19 protein-coding genes are annotated in these 22,741 nt (G+C 73.4%); 10 read left to right on the forward strand and 9 right to left on the reverse strand.

From position 1 onward, the window contains the following. The first annotated feature begins 39 nt into the window (after positions 1-39). The gene (locus tag GA0070617_RS11285; protein WP_175440497.1) at positions 40-1,296 is read left to right on the forward strand and encodes a glycosyltransferase family 4 protein; all 1,257 of its coding nucleotides are present in this window, start codon (positions 40-42) and stop codon (positions 1,294-1,296) included. Here the strand turns inward: GA0070617_RS11285 and GA0070617_RS11290 are convergent. The 3 genes from GA0070617_RS11290 to GA0070617_RS11300 all read right to left on the reverse strand — a co-directional run bounded on the left by GA0070617_RS11290 (position 1,249) and on the right by GA0070617_RS11300 (position 4,754). Further along, a complete protein-coding gene (locus tag GA0070617_RS11290) occupies positions 1,249-2,607 on the reverse strand; it encodes a polysaccharide biosynthesis protein (protein ID WP_091436247.1) in 1,359 nt (452 codons plus the stop codon). The genes GA0070617_RS11285 and GA0070617_RS11290 overlap by 48 nt on opposite strands. Next, positions 2,604-3,809, reverse strand: coding sequence for a glycosyltransferase (locus tag GA0070617_RS11295; protein WP_175440498.1), 1,206 nt, complete (start codon positions 3,807-3,809; stop codon positions 2,604-2,606). The genes GA0070617_RS11290 and GA0070617_RS11295 overlap by 4 nt, the downstream gene beginning before the upstream one ends. 105 nt (positions 3,810-3,914) lie before the next feature. Continuing rightward, entirely contained in the window at positions 3,915-4,754 is an 840-nt protein-coding gene (locus tag GA0070617_RS11300; protein WP_091436251.1) for an FkbM family methyltransferase, read from the reverse strand. 186 nt (positions 4,755-4,940) lie between these two features. Between GA0070617_RS11300 and GA0070617_RS11305 the strand changes: the two genes are divergently transcribed. The 6 genes from GA0070617_RS11305 (at position 4,941) to GA0070617_RS11330 (ending at position 11,660) form a co-directional block, all read left to right on the forward strand. Next, positions 4,941-6,023: a glycosyltransferase family 4 protein gene (locus GA0070617_RS11305; RefSeq protein ID WP_091436253.1), complete on the forward strand. Its 1,083-nt coding sequence runs from the start codon at positions 4,941-4,943 to the stop codon at positions 6,021-6,023. Positions 6,024-6,091: 68 nt separating this feature from the next. After that, positions 6,092-7,525, forward strand: coding sequence for a hypothetical protein (locus GA0070617_RS11310; RefSeq protein ID WP_139135636.1), 1,434 nt, complete (start codon positions 6,092-6,094; stop codon positions 7,523-7,525). A gap of 23 nt (positions 7,526-7,548) precedes the next feature. After that, positions 7,549-8,589, forward strand: a complete 1,041-nt coding sequence (locus GA0070617_RS11315; protein ID WP_091436257.1) for a polysaccharide biosynthesis protein — start codon at positions 7,549-7,551, stop codon at positions 8,587-8,589. Beyond that, entirely contained in the window at positions 8,583-9,710 is a 1,128-nt protein-coding gene (locus tag GA0070617_RS11320) for a polysaccharide biosynthesis C-terminal domain-containing protein (RefSeq protein ID WP_091436258.1), read from the forward strand. The genes GA0070617_RS11315 and GA0070617_RS11320 overlap by 7 nt, the downstream gene beginning before the upstream one ends. Before the next feature lie 52 nt (positions 9,711-9,762). After that, complete coding sequence (gene wecB, locus GA0070617_RS11325; protein ID WP_091436260.1) at positions 9,763-10,887, forward strand: non-hydrolyzing UDP-N-acetylglucosamine 2-epimerase; 1,125 nt, start codon at positions 9,763-9,765, stop codon at positions 10,885-10,887. Between the two features lie 578 nt (positions 10,888-11,465). Continuing rightward, positions 11,466-11,660, forward strand: coding sequence for a hypothetical protein (locus GA0070617_RS11330; RefSeq protein ID WP_091436261.1), 195 nt, complete (start codon positions 11,466-11,468; stop codon positions 11,658-11,660). Positions 11,661-11,678: 18 nt separating this feature from the next. Here the strand turns inward: GA0070617_RS11330 and GA0070617_RS11335 are convergent, their stop codons facing one another. Then, positions 11,679-12,371, reverse strand: coding sequence for a sugar transferase (locus GA0070617_RS11335; RefSeq protein WP_091436263.1), 693 nt, complete (start codon positions 12,369-12,371; stop codon positions 11,679-11,681). Then, positions 12,368-13,522 carry a DegT/DnrJ/EryC1/StrS family aminotransferase gene (locus GA0070617_RS11340; RefSeq protein WP_091436265.1) on the reverse strand — a complete coding sequence of 385 codons (1,155 nt, stop codon included), beginning with the start codon at positions 13,520-13,522 and terminating at the stop codon, positions 12,368-12,370. Before GA0070617_RS11340 ends, GA0070617_RS11335 begins: the two co-directional genes overlap by 4 nt. A gap of 119 nt (positions 13,523-13,641) precedes the next feature. Between GA0070617_RS11340 and GA0070617_RS11345 the strand changes: the two genes are divergently transcribed. After that, positions 13,642-14,883 carry a glycosyltransferase family 4 protein gene (locus tag GA0070617_RS11345; RefSeq protein ID WP_091436266.1) on the forward strand — a complete coding sequence of 414 codons (1,242 nt, stop codon included), beginning with the start codon at positions 13,642-13,644 and terminating at the stop codon, positions 14,881-14,883. Then, positions 14,880-15,509, forward strand: a complete 630-nt coding sequence (locus tag GA0070617_RS11350; RefSeq protein ID WP_091436268.1) for a GNAT family N-acetyltransferase — start codon at positions 14,880-14,882, stop codon at positions 15,507-15,509. Before GA0070617_RS11345 ends, GA0070617_RS11350 begins: the two co-directional genes overlap by 4 nt. Positions 15,510-15,535: 26 nt before the next feature. On the opposite strand, the gene GA0070617_RS11355 is transcribed toward GA0070617_RS11350, so the two are convergent. Both GA0070617_RS11355 and GA0070617_RS11360 read right to left on the reverse strand, forming a co-directional pair. Then, entirely contained in the window at positions 15,536-15,967 is a 432-nt protein-coding gene (locus GA0070617_RS11355) for a hypothetical protein (protein WP_091446244.1), read from the reverse strand. A gap of 77 nt (positions 15,968-16,044) precedes the next feature. Next, positions 16,045-18,576: a Tex family protein gene (locus GA0070617_RS11360; RefSeq protein WP_175440499.1), complete on the reverse strand. Its 2,532-nt coding sequence runs from the start codon at positions 18,574-18,576 to the stop codon at positions 16,045-16,047. Between the two features lie 49 nt (positions 18,577-18,625). On the opposite strand from GA0070617_RS11360, the gene GA0070617_RS11365 reads away from it, so the two are divergent. Further along, on the forward strand, positions 18,626-20,137 hold the full coding sequence (locus GA0070617_RS11365; protein WP_091446246.1) for a deoxyguanosinetriphosphate triphosphohydrolase family protein: 1,512 nt from the start codon (positions 18,626-18,628) through the stop codon (positions 20,135-20,137). 203 nt (positions 20,138-20,340) lie between these two features. Here the strand turns inward: GA0070617_RS11365 and GA0070617_RS11370 are convergent, their stop codons facing one another. Beyond that, positions 20,341-21,480, reverse strand: coding sequence for an MBL fold metallo-hydrolase (locus GA0070617_RS11370; RefSeq protein WP_091436271.1), 1,140 nt, complete (start codon positions 21,478-21,480; stop codon positions 20,341-20,343). 143 nt (positions 21,481-21,623) lie between these two features. Beyond that, a complete protein-coding gene (locus tag GA0070617_RS11375; RefSeq protein WP_091436272.1) occupies positions 21,624-22,694 on the reverse strand; it encodes a serine hydrolase in 1,071 nt (356 codons plus the stop codon). Positions 22,695-22,741: the final 47 nt, after the last annotated feature.

Below are 22,741 nucleotides of genomic sequence, written 5' to 3' on the forward strand. Positions count from 1 at the left end.
CGACCCGGCGGTCCGGGATCGCGAGGGAGGGTGCGGCGGATGTCGACCGAACAGAACAGCCGGATCGCGTTGCTCGGGTTCACCGTGCCCGACGACGCCCTGGCCCGGGCCCTGGCGACCGACGTCCTCGACGCCACCCAGACGCACACCTTCGCCTGGGGGCTGACGCACGGCCTGCGGGAGGCCGGCTGCCCGGTGTGGCTGTTGTCGGTGCCGCCGGTGTCGACCTACCCGGGCAACCGCCGGATCCGGTTCTCCGCGGCCGGCTTCCAGCAGGACGGGGTCGAGGGGCAACTGCTGGGCTTCGTCAACCTGCCGGTGGTCAAGTTCGTCACCCGGCTCGCCTCCGCGCTGTGGCACGGCCGGCGGGTGCTGCGCCGGCGGCGTCCCGACGTCCTGCTCGTGCACGGGGTCCACGCGCCGTTCCTCTGGTGCGGCCTGCTGCTGGCCCGTCGGCACCGGATCGCCGTGGTGCCGGTGCTCACCGATCCGCCCGGCCTGGCGCAGCCCGGCGATCCCACCGTGGTCCGGCTGGTCCGCCGGGTCAACGCGGCACTGGTCTGCGCGGCGCTGCGCCGCTGTGCGGGGGTGATCGCGCTTACCCGTCCGCTGGCCGAGGACTTCGCACCGGGACGACCCCACCTGATCATGGAGGGGATCTTCACCCCACCGGCCGCCGTCGCCGCGCCACCGGCCGCCGACGGTCGGCGGGAGATCGTGTACGCCGGCCGGCTGAGCCGGGCGTACGGCGTGGACCGGCTGGTGGAGGCGTTCCGGGCGTTGCCGGGGCAGGAGTTGGCGCTGCGCCTGTACGGTCGGGGCGACCTGGAGCCGTGGCTGCGCGAGCAGGCCGTCCGGGACCCCCGGATCGCCGAGCCGGAGCTGCTGGAGCGGGCCCACCTGGCGCCCCGGCTGGCCCGGGCGGCGGTCCTGGTCAACCCGCGCCCGGTCGACCAGGACTTCGTGCCGTACTCGTTCCCCTCCAAGATCATCGAGTATCTCGCCGCCGGGACACCCGTGGTGACCACCCGGCTGCCCGGCATCCCGGACGACTACCGGCCGTACCTGATCCTCGCCGACACCGACGACGCGGCCGGTCTGACCGCGGCAATGCGGCGGGCGCTGGAACTGGCCCCGGAGCGGGCCACCGCCCTGACCGCCGCCGGCCGGAGCTTCGTCACCGAGACCCGGGACCGCCGCGCCCAGGGCCGGCGGATGGCCGCCTTCCTCGACTCACTCACCCGACGCTCAGCGCGCCCGGACCGGCTGGTCGACGTGCTCGGCGCCGACCGCTGACCGGCGGTGCCGGCCCACCCCGCCCGGCTCCGACGGACGCCGCCGCCGAAGCGGACCGGCCCGCACCGCCGCGACCACCACCAGGACGCCGACGGTCAGCACCTCCGCCACCGTGGTCGCGCCGGCCGCACCTGCCGGTCCCCACGTGGGCACCAGCACCAGCAGCCCGATCCCCGTCAGCCCGGCGGTCAGCACCGTCAGCCGGGTGGCCGCCCGGTAGTCCCCGTCGGCGATCCGGCGCAGCCCGACCGCCCGGCTCGCGGTCAGGAAGGGCAACGCCACGGCCAGCAGCTGCAGCCAGTGCGTCGACTCCGGCTCGGTCAGGCCGAGCAGCCCGGTGCTGAGCCAGGGCGCCCAGTACAGGCCACCCACCGCCGCCAGCACGGCCGCCGCGACCATCAGCGCCTCGCCCTCCCGGCCGCCGGAGTTGCGGAAGGCGGCCTGCCGGGTACGGACCCGGGCGGCCATCGGCACCCGCAGCCCCTGGTACAGCACGGCCACCAGCGCCACGTAGACGTTGTAGACCGCGCCGTAGGTGCCCACCACGTGCGGGCTGGCGACCGTGGACAGGGCCACCCCACCGGCCCGTCCGGTGAACACCTCGGCCAGGTTGTAGGCCATCAGCTGCCGGTTCATCCCGAAGGCGGCGACCGCCGAGCGCATCGACAACCGGTGCCAGAGCGGGCCACGGCCGGCGGCACCCCGGCTGACCAGGGCCTCCCCGGCCACCAGTTGCCCCACCGCGCCGACGGCCAGGGCCATGGTCAACGGCACCCCGGTGAGCAGCAGCACCAGGGCCGCCACCTTGGGTGCCGTGGTGACCACCGCGGCGGTGCCGAACCGCAGCCGCCGGGCCAGGTCACCGAGGTACAGCTCGCCGAGGTTGTTGCCGATCGCCACCACCGCGCTGGTGGCCAGGGCGGGCACGCCGTACCCCCGGGTGGCGAAGACCGTGGTGACGCCCACCGCGCTGAGCGCCATCACCGGCAGGACGATCAACAGCCGGTGGCTGCGTACCGCCTGCCGCTGCCGGTCGTCGCCGGTCAGGTACAACAGGGACGCGCCACCAGCGAGCAGGACCGTCACCACCGCCAGGGCCGACAGCATCACCGTGTAGGCGGCGATCTCGCCGGTCTGACCGGCCCGCGCGCTCAGCGCGAGGATGCCCGCGTTGAGCAGCCCGCCCAGCAGGCTGGCCAGCGCCGCGACCACGGTCTGCCCGCGTACCCCGCCCGGTGCCTGGCGGTCACCCGGATCGACCTGCCCGGTGCCGAGGGAGCGGAACCGACCCCGGCGGTGGTGTGGACTCACCTGGTCCCGGGCGAGGCCGCGGGCACCGGTTCGGAGGTCGTCGCCCCGGCGGGGAGCGCACCCTGACGCAGCCGGAGCCGGTCGAGGACGTTCGGCCCGTCCACACTGCTCCGCCAGGTGCGGTAGGCCGCTCCGGCGGCACGTCGGGCGTCGTGGCGGGCGGTGGCCGAACGGCCCAGCAGCCGGTCGATCTCCCGCGCCCACGCCTGTGGCGTCAGCTCCCGGATCACCGTCCCACCGCCGGCGGCCAACACCGGACCCCAGGGCGTGCGGTCGGAACAGAGGACCGGACACGACGCGGAGAGACTTTCCGCGATGACGTGCCCGAAGTTCTCGCCGAGCGTCGGCATCAGGAAGGCGTCGTACCTGGCGAAGGTCTCCCGGACCACCTCGGGTCGGAGCTCACCGTGGTAACGCAGGTCGACGTGGGCGGGCAGCCCGGCGATCAGCCGGCGACACCGGGCCCAGTACGCGGCGTCCTCGACCGGCCCGTACAGATCCACCGAGACCGGGGCGCCGACCAGCGCCAACGCCTCCACCAGCAGGGCCACGTTCTTGCTGGGCAGGATGCGGCCGACGAAGACCAGGCGGGGCACGCCGTGGTGCGGTGCCGCCTCGATCGGCTCGGCGGGCAGCGCCACCTGCACCGGGCTGACCTCGATGCGGGCCCACGGGAAGACCGCGGCGATCCGGGTCGCCTCCAGCGGGGAGGTCGCGTGCCAGGCCACGTCGGCGCGGTGCCTGAGCAGCCGCCCCCACCACCAGAGGAAACATCGCTTCTTCAACGGTCTCCGGGACAGGCACGCGGGCTCGAACTCCCCCCGGGGGGCGATCACCAGCCGGGTCGACCGGACGAGACCGTACCGGGCGGCGAGGACCAGGGCGATGGAGTACGTCGCGAACATCCCGTTGGCGTACAGCAGGTCGAAGTGGCCCTGCCGCAGCGCCCGCCACAGCGCCCACCACTGGCCGGGCCGGCGCGGGCACAGGTAGAAGATCCGGGCCCGGCCGCGCGTCACCCACCGCCCGGAGAGCCCCGGGTACGGCTCCCGCGCACCCAGGTCACGGTCACCGGTCACCATGGTCACCGAGGTCTGCTCCGAGCAGGTGTCGAGGATCCGGGCGATGGACCGGACCGGTCCACCGGCCCGGAACCCCGGTTCGAAGAAGTTGTACGTGGTGAGCACGCGGAAGGGCGCCACGGCGGTGTCGCGCCCCCCGGGGTCGTCGCCCGCGCCGGGCGGACAGTCGGCCATGCCCGGTCAACGAGCAGCGGCCGACGGCGGTGACGGTGCCGCCCGAGGCCGCTACCGGAGGCCGGGGCGGACCGCGAACAGGTCGGCGCCGTACCCGGACGCGTCGGTGGGCCGCAGCCGGCCCTGGTCGTCCGGGCGGAGCAGGTGGTAGCCGTGTCCCCGCAGCAGGTCCGCCAGCGGGGCCCGGGTCTCGCCGAAGAGCAGTTCGCTCTGCTCGTTCCACTCCAGCTGCAGCACGTCGATCCGGTGCTCGCGCAGGGCCCGTGCGGCACCGGCGAGCACCATCCGCTCGGCCCCCTCGACGTCGATCTTGATACCGGCGGCCCGGTCGTCACCGAGCAACTCGTCCAGGGTGCGGACCTCGACCAGGGTGCCGGATTCCTCATCCGGCGGCAGCAGGTGGTTGGTGGTGTCCCGGCCGCTGGTCAACCGCAGCCGGCCGGGCTCCGCCGCCAGCGCGCACTGCTGGACCTCGATCTGGTCCTGCAGGTCGTTGAGGGCGATGTTGTGCCGGAGCCGCTCCACGGCACCCGGATCCGGTTCGACCGCGATCACCCGGGCACCGGCCTCGGCGGCCCAGAGACTGTACGTCCCGGCGTTGCTGCCCACGTCCACGAAGAGGTCGCCGGGGCCCAGGAGCGCCTTCCACGCCTGCATCTCCGGCCAGTCCGGCGGGTTGGCGTAGAGCACCTTGGACGCGCCGTGCTGGTGCAGGTGCACCCACATCCGGTTGTGCTCGCCGATCGGGGTGAGCGCGGGGCGGCCGGTCAACCGGGCCCGCAGCTGGAAGGCGGTGGCCCGGGCGAGACTGGCCACCCGGTGCCGACGGTTGGCCGGGTGCGTCCAGATGTAGCGCACCACCTTCCGGCTGTCCTCGAGCGCGCTGGTCATCGGGTTTCTCCTGTCGCCGCTGGCCTGGTCAGGTGCCGTACCCACGGCTAACGACGACGCACCGGCCGTCGTGACGCTTTCGTTACACACCGGAGTGTCGGTCGTTGACCCGGATACCGGACGCGTACCGGAGCCGCCCACCAGCCGAGGAAACCCTCGGCGCGTCGCCGAAGGGTCCGCTGGAGCATGTTCCTGTTCGTTCTGCAGTGTCCGACCCCGCACCACACCCCCCTGTTCGACCGCCTGCACGCCGCGTGGCCGGGCCGGGTGCACGTCTACTACCGGTTCGACCGGGAGGAGCAGACCCGGGGTTGGGGCGACCAGCGGCCCCGGCACCCGTACACCGTCCTGACCAACCCGTCGGGTCGCCGGGCCCTGCTGCGGTCGCTGTCCGCACCGACGCTGGAAGTGGTCTGCCTGTTCGGCTACCGGGGGTGGGCGCACATCCTGTCCGCGCTGACCGCCCGGGTCCGCCGGATTCCGTTGATCGTCAGGTGCGACAGCAATGTGCGGGCGGAACTGGCCCGCCCGCCGCTGCGGCGCTGGCTCAAGCGGCACTACCTGCGTGGGTTGCTCGGCCAGCCGGAGATCTGGGCGGTCGGTTCGGCGAACGCCGCGTACTGGCGCCTGCTGGGCTTCGACCGGCTACAGCTGGTCCCGTTCGCCCTGCCCGAGCTGCCCCGGGGCGCGGAGCAGGCCGCGGCGCTGCGCGTCGGGTGGGAGCTGACCGACCGTTTCGTGTTCGGCTACGTCGGCCGGCTGGAGGAACTCAAGGGGGTCACCGACCTGCTCGCCGCGTTCGACCTGGTACGGAACCGGCTGCCGGCCGGCTCGGTCGGGCTGGTGCTGGTCGGTACCGGGTCGTTGACCGCGTCGGTCACCGCCCACGTGGCGCGGCGGCCGGCCGACTGCCGTTTCCTCGGACCGGTCGCCCACGACCGGCTGGGCGCGGTCTACGCCGCCGCGGACGTGGTGGTGGTCCCGTCCCGGTGGGAGCCGTGGGGGCTGGTGGTCAACGAGGCGCTCGGTCTCGGTACCCCGGTCGTCGCCTCCGACGAGGTGGCCGCCGCCGACGACCTGGTCGCTGCCGGCAACGGCCGCCGCTTCCCGGCCGGTGACGTCGGCGGGCTCGCCGAGGCCATGCTGGCCGAGTACCGCCTGGGCGCACGGCGGCTGCCCCGGCTGGTCGCCGCGGACACCGCCGGCACGATGGCCCGCCGGCTGCGACACCTGGTTTCCGAGGAGGCACCGGCCGACGCGCCGGTCTGAACGAGCCGGCCCGAACCCACGAACCCGCACGGCGCACGACGCCGCACTCACGAGAAGGTTCTCCTGTCATGCCAGATGTTCCCTCGGTGCTCCTGCTCGCCGGGCTGATCGCCCTCGGTGGTCTCGTGGAAGGGGTCCGCCGGTCCCGGCGGGCCGGACCGGTCGACCTGTTCCACCCGCTGATCTTCGGATCGGGGTACGTGGCCGCGGTCTGCCTCGTGCCCTGTGCCTGGTTCTGGACGGCCCCGGCCCGCGAGGCGGCCCGGGTGCCGATCCCGCTCGCCGACCTCTCGCCGGACACCCCCGCGCTGATGGCGCTGGCCGTGGTCGGGTTCACCCTCGGCTGCGCGGTGCCGTTCGCGGCCCGCACCACCGCCTCGGTGCGGTCGGTCGATCCGGGCCGGCTCCTGCTGGTGGGCCGGTTGCTGCTGCTGTTGCCGTTGGCCCTGGCGTGCTGGGGAGTCGTCAGCGGCGCGGTACGGGCCTACGGCTCGGCGCCGGCCGGCCTCGGGATCCACTCGTTCAACATCGTCCGGGACCTGGTCGCCCCGGTCGCGGTCGTGTTGATCCTGTCGGCGCGGCTGCGGGCGGGCCAGCGGCTCTTCTCCCCGCTCGACGGGGCGCTCGTCGCCGGGTACGTGGTGCTGGTCGGGCTGACCGGGGAACGCGGGGCGGCGCTGACCGTGATGATCGCGGTGCTGGTCTTCCTCACCCGGACCCCGGGCGGCACGGTACGGGCCGGGCTGGGTTTCCTGGCCGTGGCCGGTTTCGTCGTCGGGGTGGTGCTGTACCGCAACGCGGCGAACGGAACCCCGGGCTCGTCGGTGGTGGGCATGACGGTGCTGGACTCCGTCCCGTTGACCGTCACCACCGGCGTGATCGCCGAGCGGGTCACCGGCGACCAGGTGCTCGACGGTGCCACCATCCTGGCCGGCGTGCTACGCCTGCTGCCGGGCTTCCTCAGCCGGTCGCTGTTCGGCCCGCCGACCGACACCGGGGTGGCGAAGTTCCGGGAGATCGCCGAACAGAACGGCGACCTGGGTTGGAACTTCAGCCTGCCGGCGGAGGGCGCGCTCAACTTCGGCGCGGTCGGGGTCTTCCTCCTGCCGTTCCTGGTGGGTCTGCTGCTCGCCTTCCTGTACGCCCGCTTCGACGCCCGGGGCAGCCGGGTCGGCCAGCTGTTCTATGTGCTCGCCGTCGCCTCGTTGCCGGTGGTCTTCCGCACCGACGCCCAGTCCGCCCTCAAGGTCCTGCTGTACCCGGCCGCCCTGCTGGCGATGATCTGCCTGGGGATGTCGCTGGCCCAGCGGCACCGGACCGGTGGGCCGCAGGCGGCCGGGGCCGGCGGAGGGACGCTGCGGCAGACCGAGGGACGGAGTGCGGAAGTTAGTCCGATTTCTACCATTTCCCACTACTTGCCGGTCAGGTGGGTCGTTGAGTTGGGCAGGGCCCTCCAGGTCACCCGGCGACGCCGGGTGCCGGCACCGGGGCCCCGCCCGTGAGTCAACCCCGAACAGGAGCATCTGTGAGCGCTGTACCTGCCGGCAGCCGGGTCCTGATCACCGGAGGCACCGGATCCTTCGGCCAGACGATGACCCGTCGCCTGCTCACCCACGACGTCGCCGAGGTCCGGGTGTTCAGTCGGGACGAGGCCAAACAGGACGCGATGCGCCGCGTGGTGGCCGACGACCGGGTGCGCTACCACGTCGGCGACGTGCGGGACTTCGACTCGGTGTACCGGGCCACCCGGGACGTCGACTACGTCTTCCACGCCGCGGCGCTCAAACAGGTGCCGTCCTGCGAGTTCTTCCCGCTGGAGGCGGTCCGGACCAACATCCTGGGCAGCACGAACGTCATCGAGGCCGCCGACCGCAACGGGGTCGCCTCGGTGGTTCTGCTCAGCACCGACAAGGCCGTCCATCCGATCAACGCGATGGGGATGAGCAAGGCCCTGATGGAGAAGACCGCCCAGGCGTACGCCCGGAACAACCCGGCCAGCCGTACCGTCGTCTCCTGCGTCCGCTACGGCAACGTCATGTACTCGCGCGGCTCGGTCATCCCGCTCTTCGTCGAGCAGATCAAGGCCGGCCGTGCCCCGACCGTCACCGACCCGCAGATGACCCGCTTCCTGATGTCCCTGGCCGAGTCCGTGGAACTGGTCGAACACGCCTTCCAGTACGCCCGGCCCGGCGACATCTTCGTCAACAAGGCCGCCGCGAGCACCGTCGGCGACCTGGCCGAGGCGATCTGCCAGCTCTTCGACGTACCCACCAAGTTCGAGACGATCGGGGTACGCCACGGCGAGAAGCAGCACGAGACCCTGGCCAGTCCGGAGGAGTTGGCCCAGGCCGACGACTTCGGCGAGTTCTACCGGGTGCCGATCGACGCCCGGGACCTCAACTACGCGCTCTACGTCACCGAGGGGGAGTTGGGCGGCCGGTCGGTCGACGAGTTCAACTCCGCCAACGCGCGGCGGCTGACCGTACCCGAGATCGTGGAGCTGCTGCAGACGCTGCCGGAGATCCGGGCGGAGCTGGGCGCCCGCGACGCGGTGCTGGCATGCTGAGGCTGGCCGTCACCGGGGCGAACGGCTTCCTCGGCTGGCACGTGCGGGTGCTGGCCCGGGTGCTCGGCTGGCCCGAACCGGTGCTGATCGACCGGGCCGACCTTTCCGACGAGTCCCGCCTGGCGGCCCGCCTCGACGGCGTCGACCGGGTGCTGCACCTGGCCGGGGTCAACCGGGGGAACCCGGTGGACGTCGCCGCCGGCAACGTCGAGCTGGCCGCCGCGCTGGTCCGGGGCCTGCGCCGGTGCGCCACCGCACCCGCCACCGTGGTCTTCGCCAACTCGGTGCAGGCCGGCAACGGCACGCCCTACGGCGACTCGAAGGCCGTCGCGGCGGCGACCCTGATGGCGGCCCGGCCGGACCTGGTCGACCTGCGACTGCCCAACCTGTACGGCGAACACGGCCGCGCCTACCACAACTCCGTCGTGGCCACCTTCTGCCGGCTGCTCGCCGAGGGACACGTACCCGAGGTGCAGGAGGACCGCGCGATGGCACTGGCCCACGTCACCGACGCCGCCGCCCTGCTGCTCGGGGTCCCGGCCGGCGGCTCGTGGGACCCGGAGCTGCCGATGCTGCACCTCGGGGTCGCCGACCTGGCCGAGCGGTTGACCGGCTGGGCCGACACCTACCGCACCGGCGAGATCCCGCCGCTGGCCGACCGGCACGACATGCGGCTGTTCAACACCTACCGCTCGCACTGCTTCCCGGCGCACTACCCGATCCCGCTGGCCCGCCGCGCCGACGAACGCGGCGAACTGGTCGAGACGGTCCGGATGCACGGCGGCACCGGCCAGACCTTCTGCTCCACCACCCGCCCCGGCGCCACCCGCGGCGAACACTTCCACCTGGTCAAGATGGAACGGTTCGTGGTGCTGCGCGGCACCGCCGAGATCAGCCTGCGGCGCGTCGGCGACGACCGGGTGCTGCGCTTCGCGGTCAGCGGCCGGGAACCGGTGATCGTCGACATGCCGACCATGTGGGCGCACAAGCTGGTGAACACCGGCACCGAGGACCTGGTCACCCTCTTCTGGACCAACGAACTGTTCGACCCGGCCCGCCCGGACACCTACCGTGAGCCGGTCGAGGCCGACCGGGCCGCCCCGGTGGCGGTTCCCGCGTGAACGTGCGGATCTCCGCAGCCGTCCCGGTCGCCCCGACCCGAGGAGGAACGACATGACCCGGGTGATGACCGTGGTCGGTACCCGACCCGAGATCATTCGACTGTCCCGGGTGATCGCCCGGCTCGACGAGACCGTCGACCACCTGCTCGTGCACACCGGGCAGAACTGGGACAGCACCCTGTCCGAGATCTTCTTCACCGAGCTGCGGGTCCGCCGCCCGGACCGGTTCCTGCGGGTCGACACCTCCTCGCTGGGCCGGGTGCTCGGCGGCGTGCTGGTCGGCATGGAGGAGGCGCTCACCGAGCTGCGCCCCGACGCGCTGCTGGTGCTCGGCGACACCAACAGCTGCATCGCCGCACTGATGGCCCGCCGGATGCGGATACCCGTGTACCACATGGAGGCCGGCAACCGGTGCTTCGACCTGAACGTGCCGGAGGAGACCAACCGGCGGCTGGTCGACCACATCGCCGACTTCAACCTGGTCTACACCGAACACGCCCGCCGCAACCTGCTCGCCGAGGGCCTGCACCCGCGCCGCATCCTGCACACCGGCTCACCGATGCGCGAGGTCCTGGCCCACCACGCCGGCGAGATCGCCGCCTCCCGGGTGCTCGACCGACTCGACCTCACCCCCGGCCGGTACGTCGTGGTCAGCGCGCACCGGGAGGAGAACGTCGACCACCCCGACCGGCTGCGTCGACTGCTCGACTGCCTCGGCGCGGTCCGCGACCGGTGGGGGCTCCCGGTGCTGGTCTCCACCCACCCGCGCACCCGCAAGCGGCTGGAGTCGCTCGCACCGGACGCGTCCACCCTGGACGGCATCGCCTTCCACGAGCCGTTCGGGCTGCTCGACTACGTCCACCTGCAGACCCGGGCCTACTGCACCCTCTCCGACAGCGGCACGATCAGCGAGGAGTCGGCCATCCTCGGCTTCCCCGCGGTGACCCTGCGGGAGTCCATCGAACGCCCGGAGGCGCTGGACGCCGGCGGCATCATCATGACCGGCCTCGACCCGGCCGGCGTGGTCGAGGCGATCGAGGTCACCGTCGCCCAGGTCACCGCCGACGGGGTGCCCTGCCCGGCCGACTACCAGGTGACCGACACCTCCCGCCGGGTGGTCGACTTCATCCTCTCCACCGTCCGCCGCCACCACGCCTGGGCCGGCATCCGCACCTGAGACGCGGCCTAGCGTTTCCCCCGGCCCGGTACACCCGAGCGCCCGACCGGCCGGCGACAGTTTCCTTGTTCTGGTGGTCTGGCAGGCGTGGAAGGTTCGCCCAGCTCGCCAACCCGGTCGCCACCACCAGTGGTTCCGCATTGTCTGGACGCGTCCAGCGCTGATGCTGATCGCCTCCCCTGGTGGCTTCGAGGGCGGGAACGACTCCGCACGGGCCCGGCTGGATGTTGATCGACTCGGTTGGGCCGATATGGCGGTATCAAACCGCCTCGGACCCAGCCGTATCAGCTCAACCGAGTCGATCAACACCCAGTCCTGGGACGCCTCGGCTGGCGGGTCATCCTTTGCAGCGGAATTGTCCGGTCAGATGTCCGAGAGCCCTGCTGCTTCCTCGGGCGCTTGCGGTATGTCGTAATCATCGATGATCTCGATCCGGTCCGCCGGCCAGACGGACTCCGATACTTCCAGGAGGGTGTCGTCCTCTGCTCGGGCGACGTGGATCAGGTGGACGACGCCCGTGGCCGAGGACCGTCGCTCTCAGCTGCGGTGGGGGCACGCCACTGGCCCACCTGGTCGACGTGGCCCGCGCCTGCGTGCGGCGCAACGACCTGCCGGCGGCCGCCGACGCGTTGCTGCTCGCCGACCGGACCGCACCGACCGAGGTACGGCACCGACCCGTGGCCCGCCACACCCTGCGTACCGTCGTGGGTCGGATGTCGCGGGCCGACGCGGCGCTGGTCCGCCTCGCCGAGAGCCTGCGCCTGCTCGGCTGACCGGCGGGGCAGGCCCGGTCAGGCGTCGCTGTGGGCGCGTACCCCGATCCGGTCGAAACCGTCGGGTACGGCGGCCGGCAACCCGGTCGGCCGGGTCGGGGCCTGCCGGGGCACGGGGACGCCGGCGGGGAAGAGCACCGCCCGGACGGTGGCCAGCAGGATGCGCAGGTCGCCGAGGATGGTGCGGGTCTCCACGTACCGCAGGTACATCTCCACTTTCTGCGGCAGCAGCACCGAGAGGTAGTGCTCCTCCGGGTTCACCTGGTCGGCCAGGTGTGCCGACTCGTTGCGGAAGGCGACGGCGGCCGGGTCGGTGATGCCGGGGCGGATGGACAGGATGCGCCACCGGGCCACCGACGGCCAGCAGTGGACGTAGCGGGGCACCTCCGGCCGGGGGCCGACCAGGCTCATCCGCCCGATCAGTACGTCGTAGAGCTGCGGCAACTCGTCCAGCTTGGTGGCGCGCAGGATCCGCCCGAGGCGGGTGATCCGGTCGTCGCTGTCCGAGGTGACCAGCACCCCGGGGCCGGCGCGCATGGTGCGGAACTTGTGGATCAGGAACAGTTTGCCGCGCAGGCCCACCCGTTCCTGCCGGAAGAACACCGGTCCACCGTCGTCGCAGCGGACCGCCACGGCGATCAGGAGCAGCAGCGGGGAGGCGAGCAGCAGCGCCAGCGCGGCGACGACGATGTCGAAGAGTCGTTTGCTCACTGGAGCACCTTGCTGACGGTCCGGATGACCAGCTCCACCTGGGCGTCGTCCATCGCCGAGAAGATCGGCAGGCTGACCACCCGGGGGAACTCCGCGCTGGCGACCGGGAACATCTCGTCGGTCAGGGCGTACCGCTGCTGCCAGTAGGTGTGCCGGTGCAGCGGGATGAAGTGGACGCCGCAGCCGACGCCGAGCCGGGCCAGCTCCGCGATGAAGCCGTCCCGCCCGACGGGGGCCTCGGGGCGCAGCCGCACCACGAACAGGTGCCAGGAGTGCAGGTCGGTCTCCGGGGCCGGTTGGGGCAGGTCGATCGGCAGGCCGGTGAACGCCTGCCGGTAGCGGGCGGCGATCTCGGCCCGGCGCAGGCGCATCGCCTCGGCGCGGTCCAGCTGCACCAGCCCCATCGCGGCGGCGGGATCGGTCAGGTTGTACTTGAACCCGGCCTCCACCACGTTGTACTGCCAGGCGGGCAGCGTGCTGCGGTACCTGTCGAAGCCGTCCCGGTCGAAACCGTGCAGCCGCATGGTGCGTACCCGCTGGGCCAGGGCCGGGTCGCGGGTGACCAGCATGCCGCCCTCGCCGGTGGTGATGGTCTTGGTCGCGTAAAAGCTGAACACGGTGGCCGCCGAGTCACCGCCGCCGACCGGCACCCCCGCGCTGGCCGCCGGGAAGGCGTGCGCGGCGTCCTCGACCACGGCCAGCCCGTGGTCGCGGGCGAAGGTCCGCAGCGCCTCGGCGGCTACCGGCTGGCCGGCGAAGTGCACGGGCATCACCGCGGCGGTGCGGGCGGTGACCTTCCGGGTAACGTCGGCCAGGTCGATGTTCAGGGTCACCGGGTCCACGTCGACAAACACCGGGATCGCACCCACGTGCACCACGACCTCGGCGGTGGCGGTGAAGGTCCAGGTCGGCACCAGCACCTCCGCGCCCCGGGGCAGGCTGAGCGCCTCCAGCGCCAGGTGCAGGCCGGCGGTCGCCGAGTTCAGCGCGACGGCTGTCACCCCGGGGCCGCAGCGTTCGGCGAACCGCTGCTCGAACTCGCGTACCAGGGGACCGGAGGAGACCCAGCCGGAGCGGATGGCCTCGTTGACCGCCCTGATCTCGGCCTCACCGAGATCGGGAAGCGCGAACGGAAGAGTGCGGTCGCCCATGCCTGATCCTCCTGGTTGCCCCATTTGAGTCCGGTTTGTTGCGCATGAGGATAGGCTCCAATGGCGTAATCAGGGGCGATATTCACGAAAACCAGGCAGAGATCCGAGAGGTGAGTTAAATGCGGATTGGTCTGCTCAGTCAGTGGTTCGACCCGGAGCCGGGTCCGGCCGCGTTACCCGGCGTCCTGGCCCGGGGGCTGGCCGGTCGCGGACACCAGGTACGGGTGCTGACCGGCTTCCCGAACTACCCCACCGGGCGGCTCGCACCCGGCTACCGGATGTCCCGGCGGGCCGACGAGACCCGCGACGGGGTGGCCGTCCGCCGGGTCGCCCTCTACCCGAGCCACGACAATTCGCCGGTACGCCGACTGGCGTCCTACACCTCGTTCGCCGCCTCCGCCCTCGCCTCCGGCACCGGTACGCTGCGCGGACTCGACGCGCTCTGGGTGAGCAACTCGCCCATCACCGTCTCGCTGCCGATGTGGTTCGTCCGCTACGCCCACCGGGTGCCGGTGCTGCTGCACGTGCTGGACCTCTGGCCGGACAGCGTCGCGGCCAGCGGATTCCTCGGCGACGGGCGCGGCCGGGCGGCGGCCGAGAAGTGCATGACCGGCTGGTGCGCGGCGATGTACCGCAGCGCGGCCCGGATCGGCTACATCTCCCCGGGCGTGGGTGAGCTGCTGGCCCGCCGGGGCGTACCCGAGGAGAAGTTGGTCTACCTGCCCCTGTGGGCGCCGGAGGAGACACCCGCGCCGCCGCACACCGACCTGCGCGCCGAACTCGGCATCGGACCCGACCGGATCGTGCTCGTCTACGCCGGGACCATCGGCGAGGCGCAGGGGCTGGACGCCCTCGTCGACGCCTGCGCGCTGGTCGATGATCCCCGGCTGGTCTGCCTGGTCGCCGGCTCCGGCCTGGCCGAGCAACGCCTGCGGGAACGGGCGGCGGCCAGCTCCCGTGACATCCGGTTCCTCGGCCGCCTGCCCCGGGACCGGATGCCGGCGCTGATGGCCGCCGGTGACGTGCACTACGTGAGCCTGCGGCCCAGCGGCATGGGGGCGTACACCATGCCGAGCAAGGTGCAGGCGACCCTGGCCGCCGGTCGGGCCGTGCTGGCCGCGGCCGAGGGCGACGTCGCCACGGTGGCCCGCGACAGCGGCGCCGGGATCGTCGCCCGCCCCGGCGACCCCGACTCGATCGCCGACGGCCTCCGGGAGATCTGCCAACTGGGGCGGGAGAAGCTCGACCTGCTCGGGCTGGCCGGTCGGGAGTACTACCGGCGCACCTTCTCGGTGGCCACCGGCGTTGACCGGGTGGAGGCCGCGTTGCGGGCGGCCGCGGAGACCGGGAGGCGTCGATGACCGAGACCGGAGTGGTCGACACCGAGGAACTGACCGGGGCCGACATCCACGCCGCGGCGGCCCTGCACGTCCGGGCCTTCCCCCGCTTCTTCCTGTCCAGCCTGGGGGAGCGGTTCCTGCGGGAGTACTACCACGGGTTCCTGCTGGACCCCGACGCCGTGACGGTGGTGGCCCGGACCGCCGACGGCGCGCTGGCCGGCATCGTCGTCGGCTCGGTACGCCCGGAGGCGTTCTACCGTCGGTTGCTGCGCCGACGGGGCCTGCGGATGGCCGTGGCCGCCGCGTGGCCGGCGCTGCGCAGCCCCCGGACCGCGCTGCGCCTGCTGCGCGGGATCGCCTACCGCGGGGACGTGCCGGTGGCGGCCCACGGCGCGCTGCTCAGCTCCATCTGCGTGGACCCGGCGGTCGAGAACACCGGCCGGGGCCGCGCCCTGATCGACAGGTGGTGGCTCCGCGCCCGACAGCAGGGCGCCACCAGCGCCTATCTCGTCACCGACGCCGACGACAACGACCGGGTGAACGCCTTCTACCAGCGCTGCGGCTGGACGCCGGTGGGCAGCTACCTCACCCGGGAACAGCGGCGGATGAACTGCTACAGCATCACCGCACCGGCCGACGGGAGCTGAGCCCGGCCCGGGGCGGCGGTCGCCGGTCAGGTCGGTTCGTCGCCGGCCGCGAGCCGCCGCTGCAACGCCACCCGCAGCTCGATCGACTCGCCGTCGCGCCCGCCCCGGCCGATGACCAGCGGTGCCGGGTCCGGCTGCGGATCCGCGCCGAACAACCGGGCCCGCAGCCCACCGGGGACCATCAGCAGGTGGAACCGCCCGTCGGTGTCGACCGCCCGGGTGCGGGCCTGGTCGACGTACCAGCCGGTGAGGCGGGTCCGGTACCGGGCCCGCCCGTCGTAGGAGCGGGCGGTCAGCCGGGTGGGCCGCAGCCCACGGCGTACCGCCTCGGCGGCGAAGTCGGCCACCAGCCGCGCCGCCTGCGCCTGCTCCACCGCCCGCCGGGCCTCGTCCGCCTCGGCGTGCGCCCGCACCGCATGCCGTTGCTGCTCCCGCCACCGCGAGTCGTCGTCGGTCACCGCCACCCCCCCGACGGTACGCCGCCACCCCGGCCCGCCCGCGCGGACCGGGACGGCGGCGTGTGCCGGGAGTTGCCTCAGGCCAGGCCGGCCCGGCGGAGCGCCTCGGCCATCGCGTCGTTGGCCGGGCCCGGGGCGGAGCCGCCCCGGCCCTGACGGGGCTGCCCGCCCCGGGCACCGCCCCGCCCGCCGTCGCCACCCCGGCCGCCCTGACCACCGTCGCGACCGCGCGCACCACCCCGGCCGCCGTCACCGCCCCGGCCACCGCGAGTGCCGCCGTCGCCACTGCGACCGCCGTCGCCGCGCGCGCCGCCCCGGCCGCCGTCGCCCGTGCCCTGCCCGGACCCGGACCGGTCGCGCCGGTCACCGCCGCCGGTGCCGCCTGGCTCGTCCTCCAACCGCAGGGTCAGCGAGATCCGCTTGCGCGGCACGTCCACGTCGAGGACCTTCACCCGGACCACGTCGCCGGACTTCACCACGTCGCGCGGATCCTTGACGAAGGTGCGCGACATCGCCGAGACGTGCACCAGGCCGTCCTGGTGCACGCCGACGTCGACGAAGGCACCGAACGCGGCGACGTTGGTGACCACCCCCTCCAGGAGCATGCCCGGGGTCAGGTCGCCGATCTTCTCGACGCCCTCGACGAAGGTCGCCGTACGGAACGCCGGCCGCGGGTCACGGCCCGGCTTCTCCAACTCGGCCAGGATGTCGGTGACGGTGGGCAGACCGAACGTGTCGTCGACGAAGTCGGTGGCCTTCAACCCGCGCAGGATCGCACTCTGCCCGATCAGCGAGCGCAGGTCCTGCCCGGTGCGGGTCAGGATCCGCCGGACCACCGGGTACGCCTCGGGGTGCACGCTGGAGGAGTCCAGCGGATCGTCACCGGCCGGGATACGTAGGAAGCCGGCGCACTGCTCGAAGGCCTTCGGGCCGAGCCGGGCGACCTTGCGCAGCTCCGTGCGGCTGCGGAACGGGCCGTTGGCGTCCCGGTGCAGCACGATGTTCTCCGCCAACCCGGCGCCGATGCCGGAGACCCGGGTCAGCAACGGCGCCGAGGCGGTGTTGACGTCGACGCCTACCGCGTTGACGCAGTCCTCCACCACCGCGTCGAGCGAGCGGGAGAGCTTCAGCTCGGAGAGGTCGTGCTGGTACTGCCCGACCCCGATCGAGCGCGGGTCGATCTTGACCAGCTCGGCCAGCGGGTCCTGCAGGCGGCGGGCGATCGAGACCGCCCCGCGCAGCGAGACGTCCAGGTCGGGCAGCTCCTGCGAGGCGTACGCGGAGGCGGAGTAGACCGACGCCCCTGCCTCGGAGACGACCACCTTGGTCAGGTCGAGCTGCGGGTGCCGCTTGATCAGGTCGGCGGCGAGCCTGTCGGTCTCCCGGCTGGCGGTGCCGTTGCCGATCGCGACCAGCTCCACGCCGTGCGCGCCGGCCAACCGGGCCAGGGTGTCGATCGAGGCGTCCCACTGCCGGCGCGGCTCGTGCGGGTAGATCGTGTCGGTGGCGACCACCTTGCCGGTGGCGTCCACCACCGCCACCTTCACCCCGGTGCGCAGGCCCGGGTCCAGCCCCATCGTCGCCCGGGTGCCGGCCGGCGCGGCGAGCAGCAGGTCACGCAGGTTGGTCGCGAAGACCCGGACGGCCTCCTCCTCGGCCGCCTGCCACAACCGCATCCGCAGGTCCGCGCCGAGATGGATGAGCACCCTGGTACGCCAGGCCCAGCGCACCGTGTCGGCCAACCAACGGTCGGCCGGGCGGCCCGCGTCGGTGATCCCGAACCGGCCGGCGATGGCCGCCTCGTACCGGCTGGGGCCGGTGGGCACGGCGTCGGAGTCACCCTCGGGCTCCGGGTCCATGGTCAGGTCGAGCACACCCTCCTTCTCACCCCGGAACATGGCCAGGATCCGGTGCGAGGGCAGCTTCGGGTACGGCTCGGCGAAGTCGAAGTAGTCGGCGAACTTCGCGCCGGTGGTCTCCTGGCCGTCGCGTACCCGGGCCACCAGACGCCCCCGCGACCACATCTGCTCGCGCAGCCCGCCGATCAGGTCGGCGTCCTCGGCGAACCGCTCGATCAGGATGGCCCGCGCGCCGTCCAGCGCGGCGGCCGGGTCGGCCACCCCCTTGTCGCCGTCGACATAGCCGAGCGCGACCGCCTTCGGCTCCTGCGTCGGGTCGGCCAGCAGCGCGTCGGCCAGCGGCTCCAGCCCGGCCTCACGGGCGATCTGCGCCCGGGTCCGCCGCTTGGGCTTGTACGGCAGGTAGATGTCCTCCAGCCGGGACTTGGAGTCGGCCGCCATGATCTGCGCTTCCAGGGCCTCGTCGAGCTTGCCCTGGCCACGGATCGACTCCAGCACCGCCGCGCGCCGCTCGTCCAGCTCCCGCAGGTACCGCAGCCGCTCCTCCAGGCTGCGCAGCTGGGCGTCGTCCAGCAGGCCGGTGGCCTCCTTGCGGTAGCGGGCGATGAACGGCACGGTGGCACCGCCGTCGAGCAGCTCCACGGCCGCCCGTACCTGGCGCTCGGCGACGCCGAGCTCCTCGGCGATGCGCTGATGAACAGACTGGGTCACGATGATGATCCGCCTTCTCGGGTGGGGTCCGCCCTGCATTGTGCCGGCACCCCCTGACGGCCGTGACTCCTAGGCTAGCGTGGCGATCATGGAGACCCCCGCCGACGCGCGCGCCCGCCGACTCTTCGGTGGTAGCGCGCGGGCCCTCGGTGACCTGGCCGGCAGCCCGTTCCGGGCCGACCGGGACCGGATCGTCAGCTCACCGTTCTTCGCCCGGCTGGGCGGGGTCACCCAGGTGGTCAGCCCCGGCGGATCCGGGCTGCTGCTGCACAACCGGCTGACCCACAGCCTCAAGGTCGCCCAGGTGGCCCGGGCGATCGCCGAACGGCTCACCGCCGACGAGGACCGGCGCGCCCTACTGGTCGACCTCGGCGGCTGCGACCCGGACGTGGTGGAGGCCGCCGCGCTCGCCCACGACCTCGGCCACCCGCCCTTCGGGCATCTGGGGGAGCGGGTGCTGGACCGGCTGGCCCGGCAGCGGCTCGGGCTCACCGACGGGTTCGAGGGCAACGCGCAGTCGTACCGGATCGTCACCAGCACCGAGATCCGCGGCGCCGCCACCACCGGTCTCGACCTGACCGCGGCGGTCCGCGCGGCGCTGCTGAAGTACCCGTGGACCCGGCTGGACCATCCCGACCCGCACCCCCGCCACCTCGACCCGCCCCCGCGCGGGGCCACCGTGCCCCCCGACGACCCGGAGAGCGGCTCGTCGAAGTTCGGCGCGTACCGCACCGAGCTGGAGGACCTGCGGCAGGCACGGGCACCCTTCGTCGGCCGGATCGCCGACTGGCAGCAGACCGTCGAGGCGTCGGTGATGGACACTGCCGACGACATCGCGTACGCCATCCACGACGTCGAGGACTTCTACCGGGTCGGGGTGCTCCAGCAGGGGGCGGTGTCCGCCGAGCTGATGGCCTGGCAGCGGGAGAGCGGACACTTCCGGGCGGTCACCGGCCCGGCGCTGACCGGGGCGTCCCGGCGGCCCGGCGCGGCCATCGAGCTGCTCCGCCGGCAGCTGCACCACAAGGACGACTGGATCGCCGACGACGAGGCGTTCGCCGCCGCCGTCGAGCACGTCCGGACCGAACTGGTCGAGGGGCTGCTCGCGCTGCCCTTCGACGGCTCGATCGAGGCCGAGCAGTACGTGGCCCGCTTCTCCGCCCGGTGGACCAACCGGCTGGTCGACGCGATCACCGTGACCGCACAGCCATCGATGCGCTCCGGGCACGTGCTGCTCGGCTCGGCCCAGTGGCACGAGGTACAGGTGCTGAAGTTCGTCCACCACCGGTTCGTGCTGGCCCGCCCCGACCTGGCCCTGCACCAGCGGGGGCAGGCCCGGCTGCTGGCCACCCTGGTCGAGGCGTTGTGGGAGTGGCTGCTCGACCCGGAGGAGGAGTCCCGGCTGCCGCGCCGGCTGCACGACCTGGTCGAACTGGCCGAGGCCGAGCTGCATCCGCGTACCGTCGACCGGATCTCCCGGGCCCGCGGTCGGGCGATCATCGACTTCGTCGCCCAGCTCACCGACGGCCAGGCGGTGGCCATGCTGGACGCCCTCTCCGGCCGTTCCGGCGCGCTCTGGACCGACGCCTTCGTCCTCTGACCCCCCGCCCGCCGCCGTGCCCGACCCGCCGCCCGCCGTCGTCGAGCCCGGCCCGCCGCCCGCCGCCCGCTGCCGCTGCCGCCCGCTGCCGCCCGCTGCCGCTGCGGCCCGCCGCCGTGCCCGGCCGGTCGTCCGCCCGCGGTGGGTGTGAGAGGGGTTCCCCTCTCTACCGGATGCGTTAACAGGGGGCCCTTCCTTACACGTCAGGCGATGGGTTGCCACCAGGGGTCTACCGGGGGTGGGTTGTCGACGACCACCCGTTCACCGGGGCGGGGGACGGCGATCGAGACGTCGCGGGCCTTGGCCTCGGCCCAGAGCCGGTCGACCGGCTCGGCCCAGTCGTGCAGGGCGAGGTTGAAGGTGGCCCAGTGCACCGGGACGAACAGGCCGCCGCGCAGGTCGAGGTGGGCGGTCACCGCCTCCTCGGGGAACATGTGGATGGCCGGCCAGGCCCGGTCGTACGCCCCGATCTGCACGAGCGTCGCGTCGAACGGCCCGTGTTCCGCGCCGATCTCGGCGTACCCGTCGAAGTAGCCGGAGTCCCCGGTGTAGAAGACCCGGCGGTGCGCCCCGGCCACCACCCAGGAGCTCCAGAGCGTGCCGTCGCGGCGTAGCCCGCGCCCGGAGAAGTGCTGCGCGGCGGTGGCGGTGATCGTCAACCCGCCGACCCGGTGGCCCTGCGACCAGTCCAGCTCGATGATCCGCTCGGCCGGCACCGCCCAACGGTCCAGGTGTGCGCCGACGCCCAGCGGGACCAGGAACGGCGCGGACTGGGTGCGGACCAGCTCCCGCACGGTGGCCATGTCCAGGTGGTCGTAGTGGTCGTGGGAGATCAGGATCGCGTCCACCGGCGGCAGTTCGTCGAGGGTCACCGGGGGCTGGTGGATCCGCCGGGGCCCGACCGCCGCCGAGGGGGAGCAGCGGTCGCTCCACACCGGGTCGATCAGCACCCGGTGTCCCTCGATCTCGATCAGCGCCGACGCGTGGCCGTACCAGACGATGTTCAGTTCCCGCTCGTCGGCGGCGGGTGCGGCGTCCGGGCGGCGCAGCGGCACGGCGGTGCGGGGGCGGCGGCGCTGCTTGCCGAAGATCAACTCCCGGAGCAGGTTGGGCCCCGGCTCGCTGAGCGTGCTGCGCAGGCCGGCCCGGTTGTGGAAGGTGCCGTCGCGGAACTGCGGCGAGCGGGCCGCCCGTTGCGCCCGGGCCCCGGTGAGCCGGCCGCCGAGCGCCGCCGGCACGTCGCGGGCCACCCAGGCCACCCCGGCCAGCGCCGCGAGCCCGGCGACCTGCCACAGTCGGCGGCCGGCGGCCCGCTCCAGTGCCTGCTCCGGTGGTGTCGCCATCGTCGCCCCTCCCGCCCACGGTTCCCCGGGATACACGTTAGCCACCCGACTGGCCGTCACACCTGGCAAGGACGGCGGTCGGCCACCGACGGTGGCCGACCGCGACGCCGGCCACCGCCGGGCGGTGGCGGAAGGCCCGGCGCTCAGCCGCCGTTGCTCGGCCGGCGCGGTGCCGGCAGGTGGGCCCGGCCACCGCCACTGAGCTGCCCGAGCGCGTCCAGGAACCGGCGGCCCATCCGGGCCCGGGCCGCCACCGCCGGGTGGGTCGCCCCGAAGTCGTCCGCGCCGGGCTGACCGTCGGCGAAGAGGGCGTACGTCATCAGCGGCGCCCCGGCCGTGTCGAAGATCACCCCGGCCTCGTGCCGGGCGTCGACGAACCAGCCCGCCTTGGTCGCCACCCGGGCCCGCTCCGCCGAGGACATCGTGCGTCGGATGCCGTCGGTGAAGGCGACCGGCGAGCGCAGCAGCCCGAGCAGGAACGCCGTCGACGTCGCGCCGAGCAGGGTGCCGCCGACCAGCGCCCGGAGCAGGTCGTGGGTCTCCCGTGGGGTGCTGGTGCCGAGGTAGAACCGGTTCGGGTTGGCCACCGGCTCGACCTGGGTGTGCACGAAGCCCTTGGCCCGCAGGATGGCGTTCAGCTCGGCGGCCGGGCAGACCAGCCCGCAGAGTCGTACGGCGGTGTCGTCGGAGACGGTCAGCAGGTTGGCCAGCACGTGGCCGAGCGTCACCGAGCTGGGGTACGCCCCGTCCAGGCTGAAGATCCCGTCCCCGCCCGGCACCACGATCGACGCCGTCACCTCCACCCGCTGGGCCAGGGTCAGCAGGCCCCGGTCCACCTTGTCCAGCACCGCCGTGGCGACCGCGATCTTGTTGACGCTGTACGCCTCGATCCGCTGGTCCGGCTCGTCGGCGACGGCCACCGCCGGCGGACCCGCCGGATCGGTCAGGCTGACGTAGGACTGCCAGTTCCCGCCGGCCGCCGCGGTCTCCGCCTCGTAGATGGCCGTCACCCGGGGCACGGCCAGCCGGGGCGAGGCGGCGGGCCGCTCGGTGGCGGTCAGCTCAGCTCCCGGGGCGGGACGCTCGGCGGCGGCCAGCTGGGGCGCGGCGGCGGGTCGGCCGGCCTGGGCGAGGCCCGGGGTGCCGGCACCGAGCACGGTGCCGGCGGTCGCCATGGTGCCCAGGCCGATCGCCGCCCTCCGGTTGACCTTCATGTTCAACGTCGTCGCTCCCGTCGGGTCGCCGGATCGGCAGTGGTTGC

Source organism: Micromonospora yangpuensis (assembly GCF_900091615.1).
In the GTDB taxonomy this organism is placed as follows: Bacteria; Actinomycetota; Actinomycetes; order Mycobacteriales; family Micromonosporaceae; genus Micromonospora; species Micromonospora yangpuensis.

Coding starts and splice junctions, on each gene's coding strand:
- GA0070617_RS11285 (WP_175440497.1), top strand. CDS start 40: ATGTCGACCGAACAGAACAGCCGGATCGCGTTGCTCGGGTTCACCGTG.
- GA0070617_RS11300 (WP_091436251.1), bottom strand. CDS start 4,754: ATGACCAGCGCGCTCGAGGACAGCCGGAAGGTGGTGCGCTACATCTGG.
- GA0070617_RS11305 (WP_091436253.1), top strand. CDS start 4,941: ATGTTCCTGTTCGTTCTGCAGTGTCCGACCCCGCACCACACCCCCCTG.
- GA0070617_RS11310 (WP_139135636.1), top strand. CDS start 6,092: ATGCCAGATGTTCCCTCGGTGCTCCTGCTCGCCGGGCTGATCGCCCTC.
- GA0070617_RS11320 (WP_091436258.1), top strand. CDS start 8,583: ATGCTGAGGCTGGCCGTCACCGGGGCGAACGGCTTCCTCGGCTGGCAC.
- wecB (WP_091436260.1), top strand. CDS start 9,763: ATGACCCGGGTGATGACCGTGGTCGGTACCCGACCCGAGATCATTCGA.
- GA0070617_RS11340 (WP_091436265.1), bottom strand. CDS start 13,522: ATGGGCGACCGCACTCTTCCGTTCGCGCTTCCCGATCTCGGTGAGGCC.
- GA0070617_RS11345 (WP_091436266.1), top strand. CDS start 13,642: ATGCGGATTGGTCTGCTCAGTCAGTGGTTCGACCCGGAGCCGGGTCCG.
- GA0070617_RS11350 (WP_091436268.1), top strand. CDS start 14,880: ATGACCGAGACCGGAGTGGTCGACACCGAGGAACTGACCGGGGCCGAC.
- GA0070617_RS11360 (WP_175440499.1), bottom strand. CDS start 18,576: ATGCAGGGCGGACCCCACCCGAGAAGGCGGATCATCATCGTGACCCAG.
- GA0070617_RS11365 (WP_091446246.1), top strand. CDS start 18,626: ATGGAGACCCCCGCCGACGCGCGCGCCCGCCGACTCTTCGGTGGTAGC.
- GA0070617_RS11370 (WP_091436271.1), bottom strand. CDS start 21,480: ATGGCGACACCACCGGAGCAGGCACTGGAGCGGGCCGCCGGCCGCCGA.
- GA0070617_RS11375 (WP_091436272.1), bottom strand. CDS start 22,694: ATGAAGGTCAACCGGAGGGCGGCGATCGGCCTGGGCACCATGGCGACC.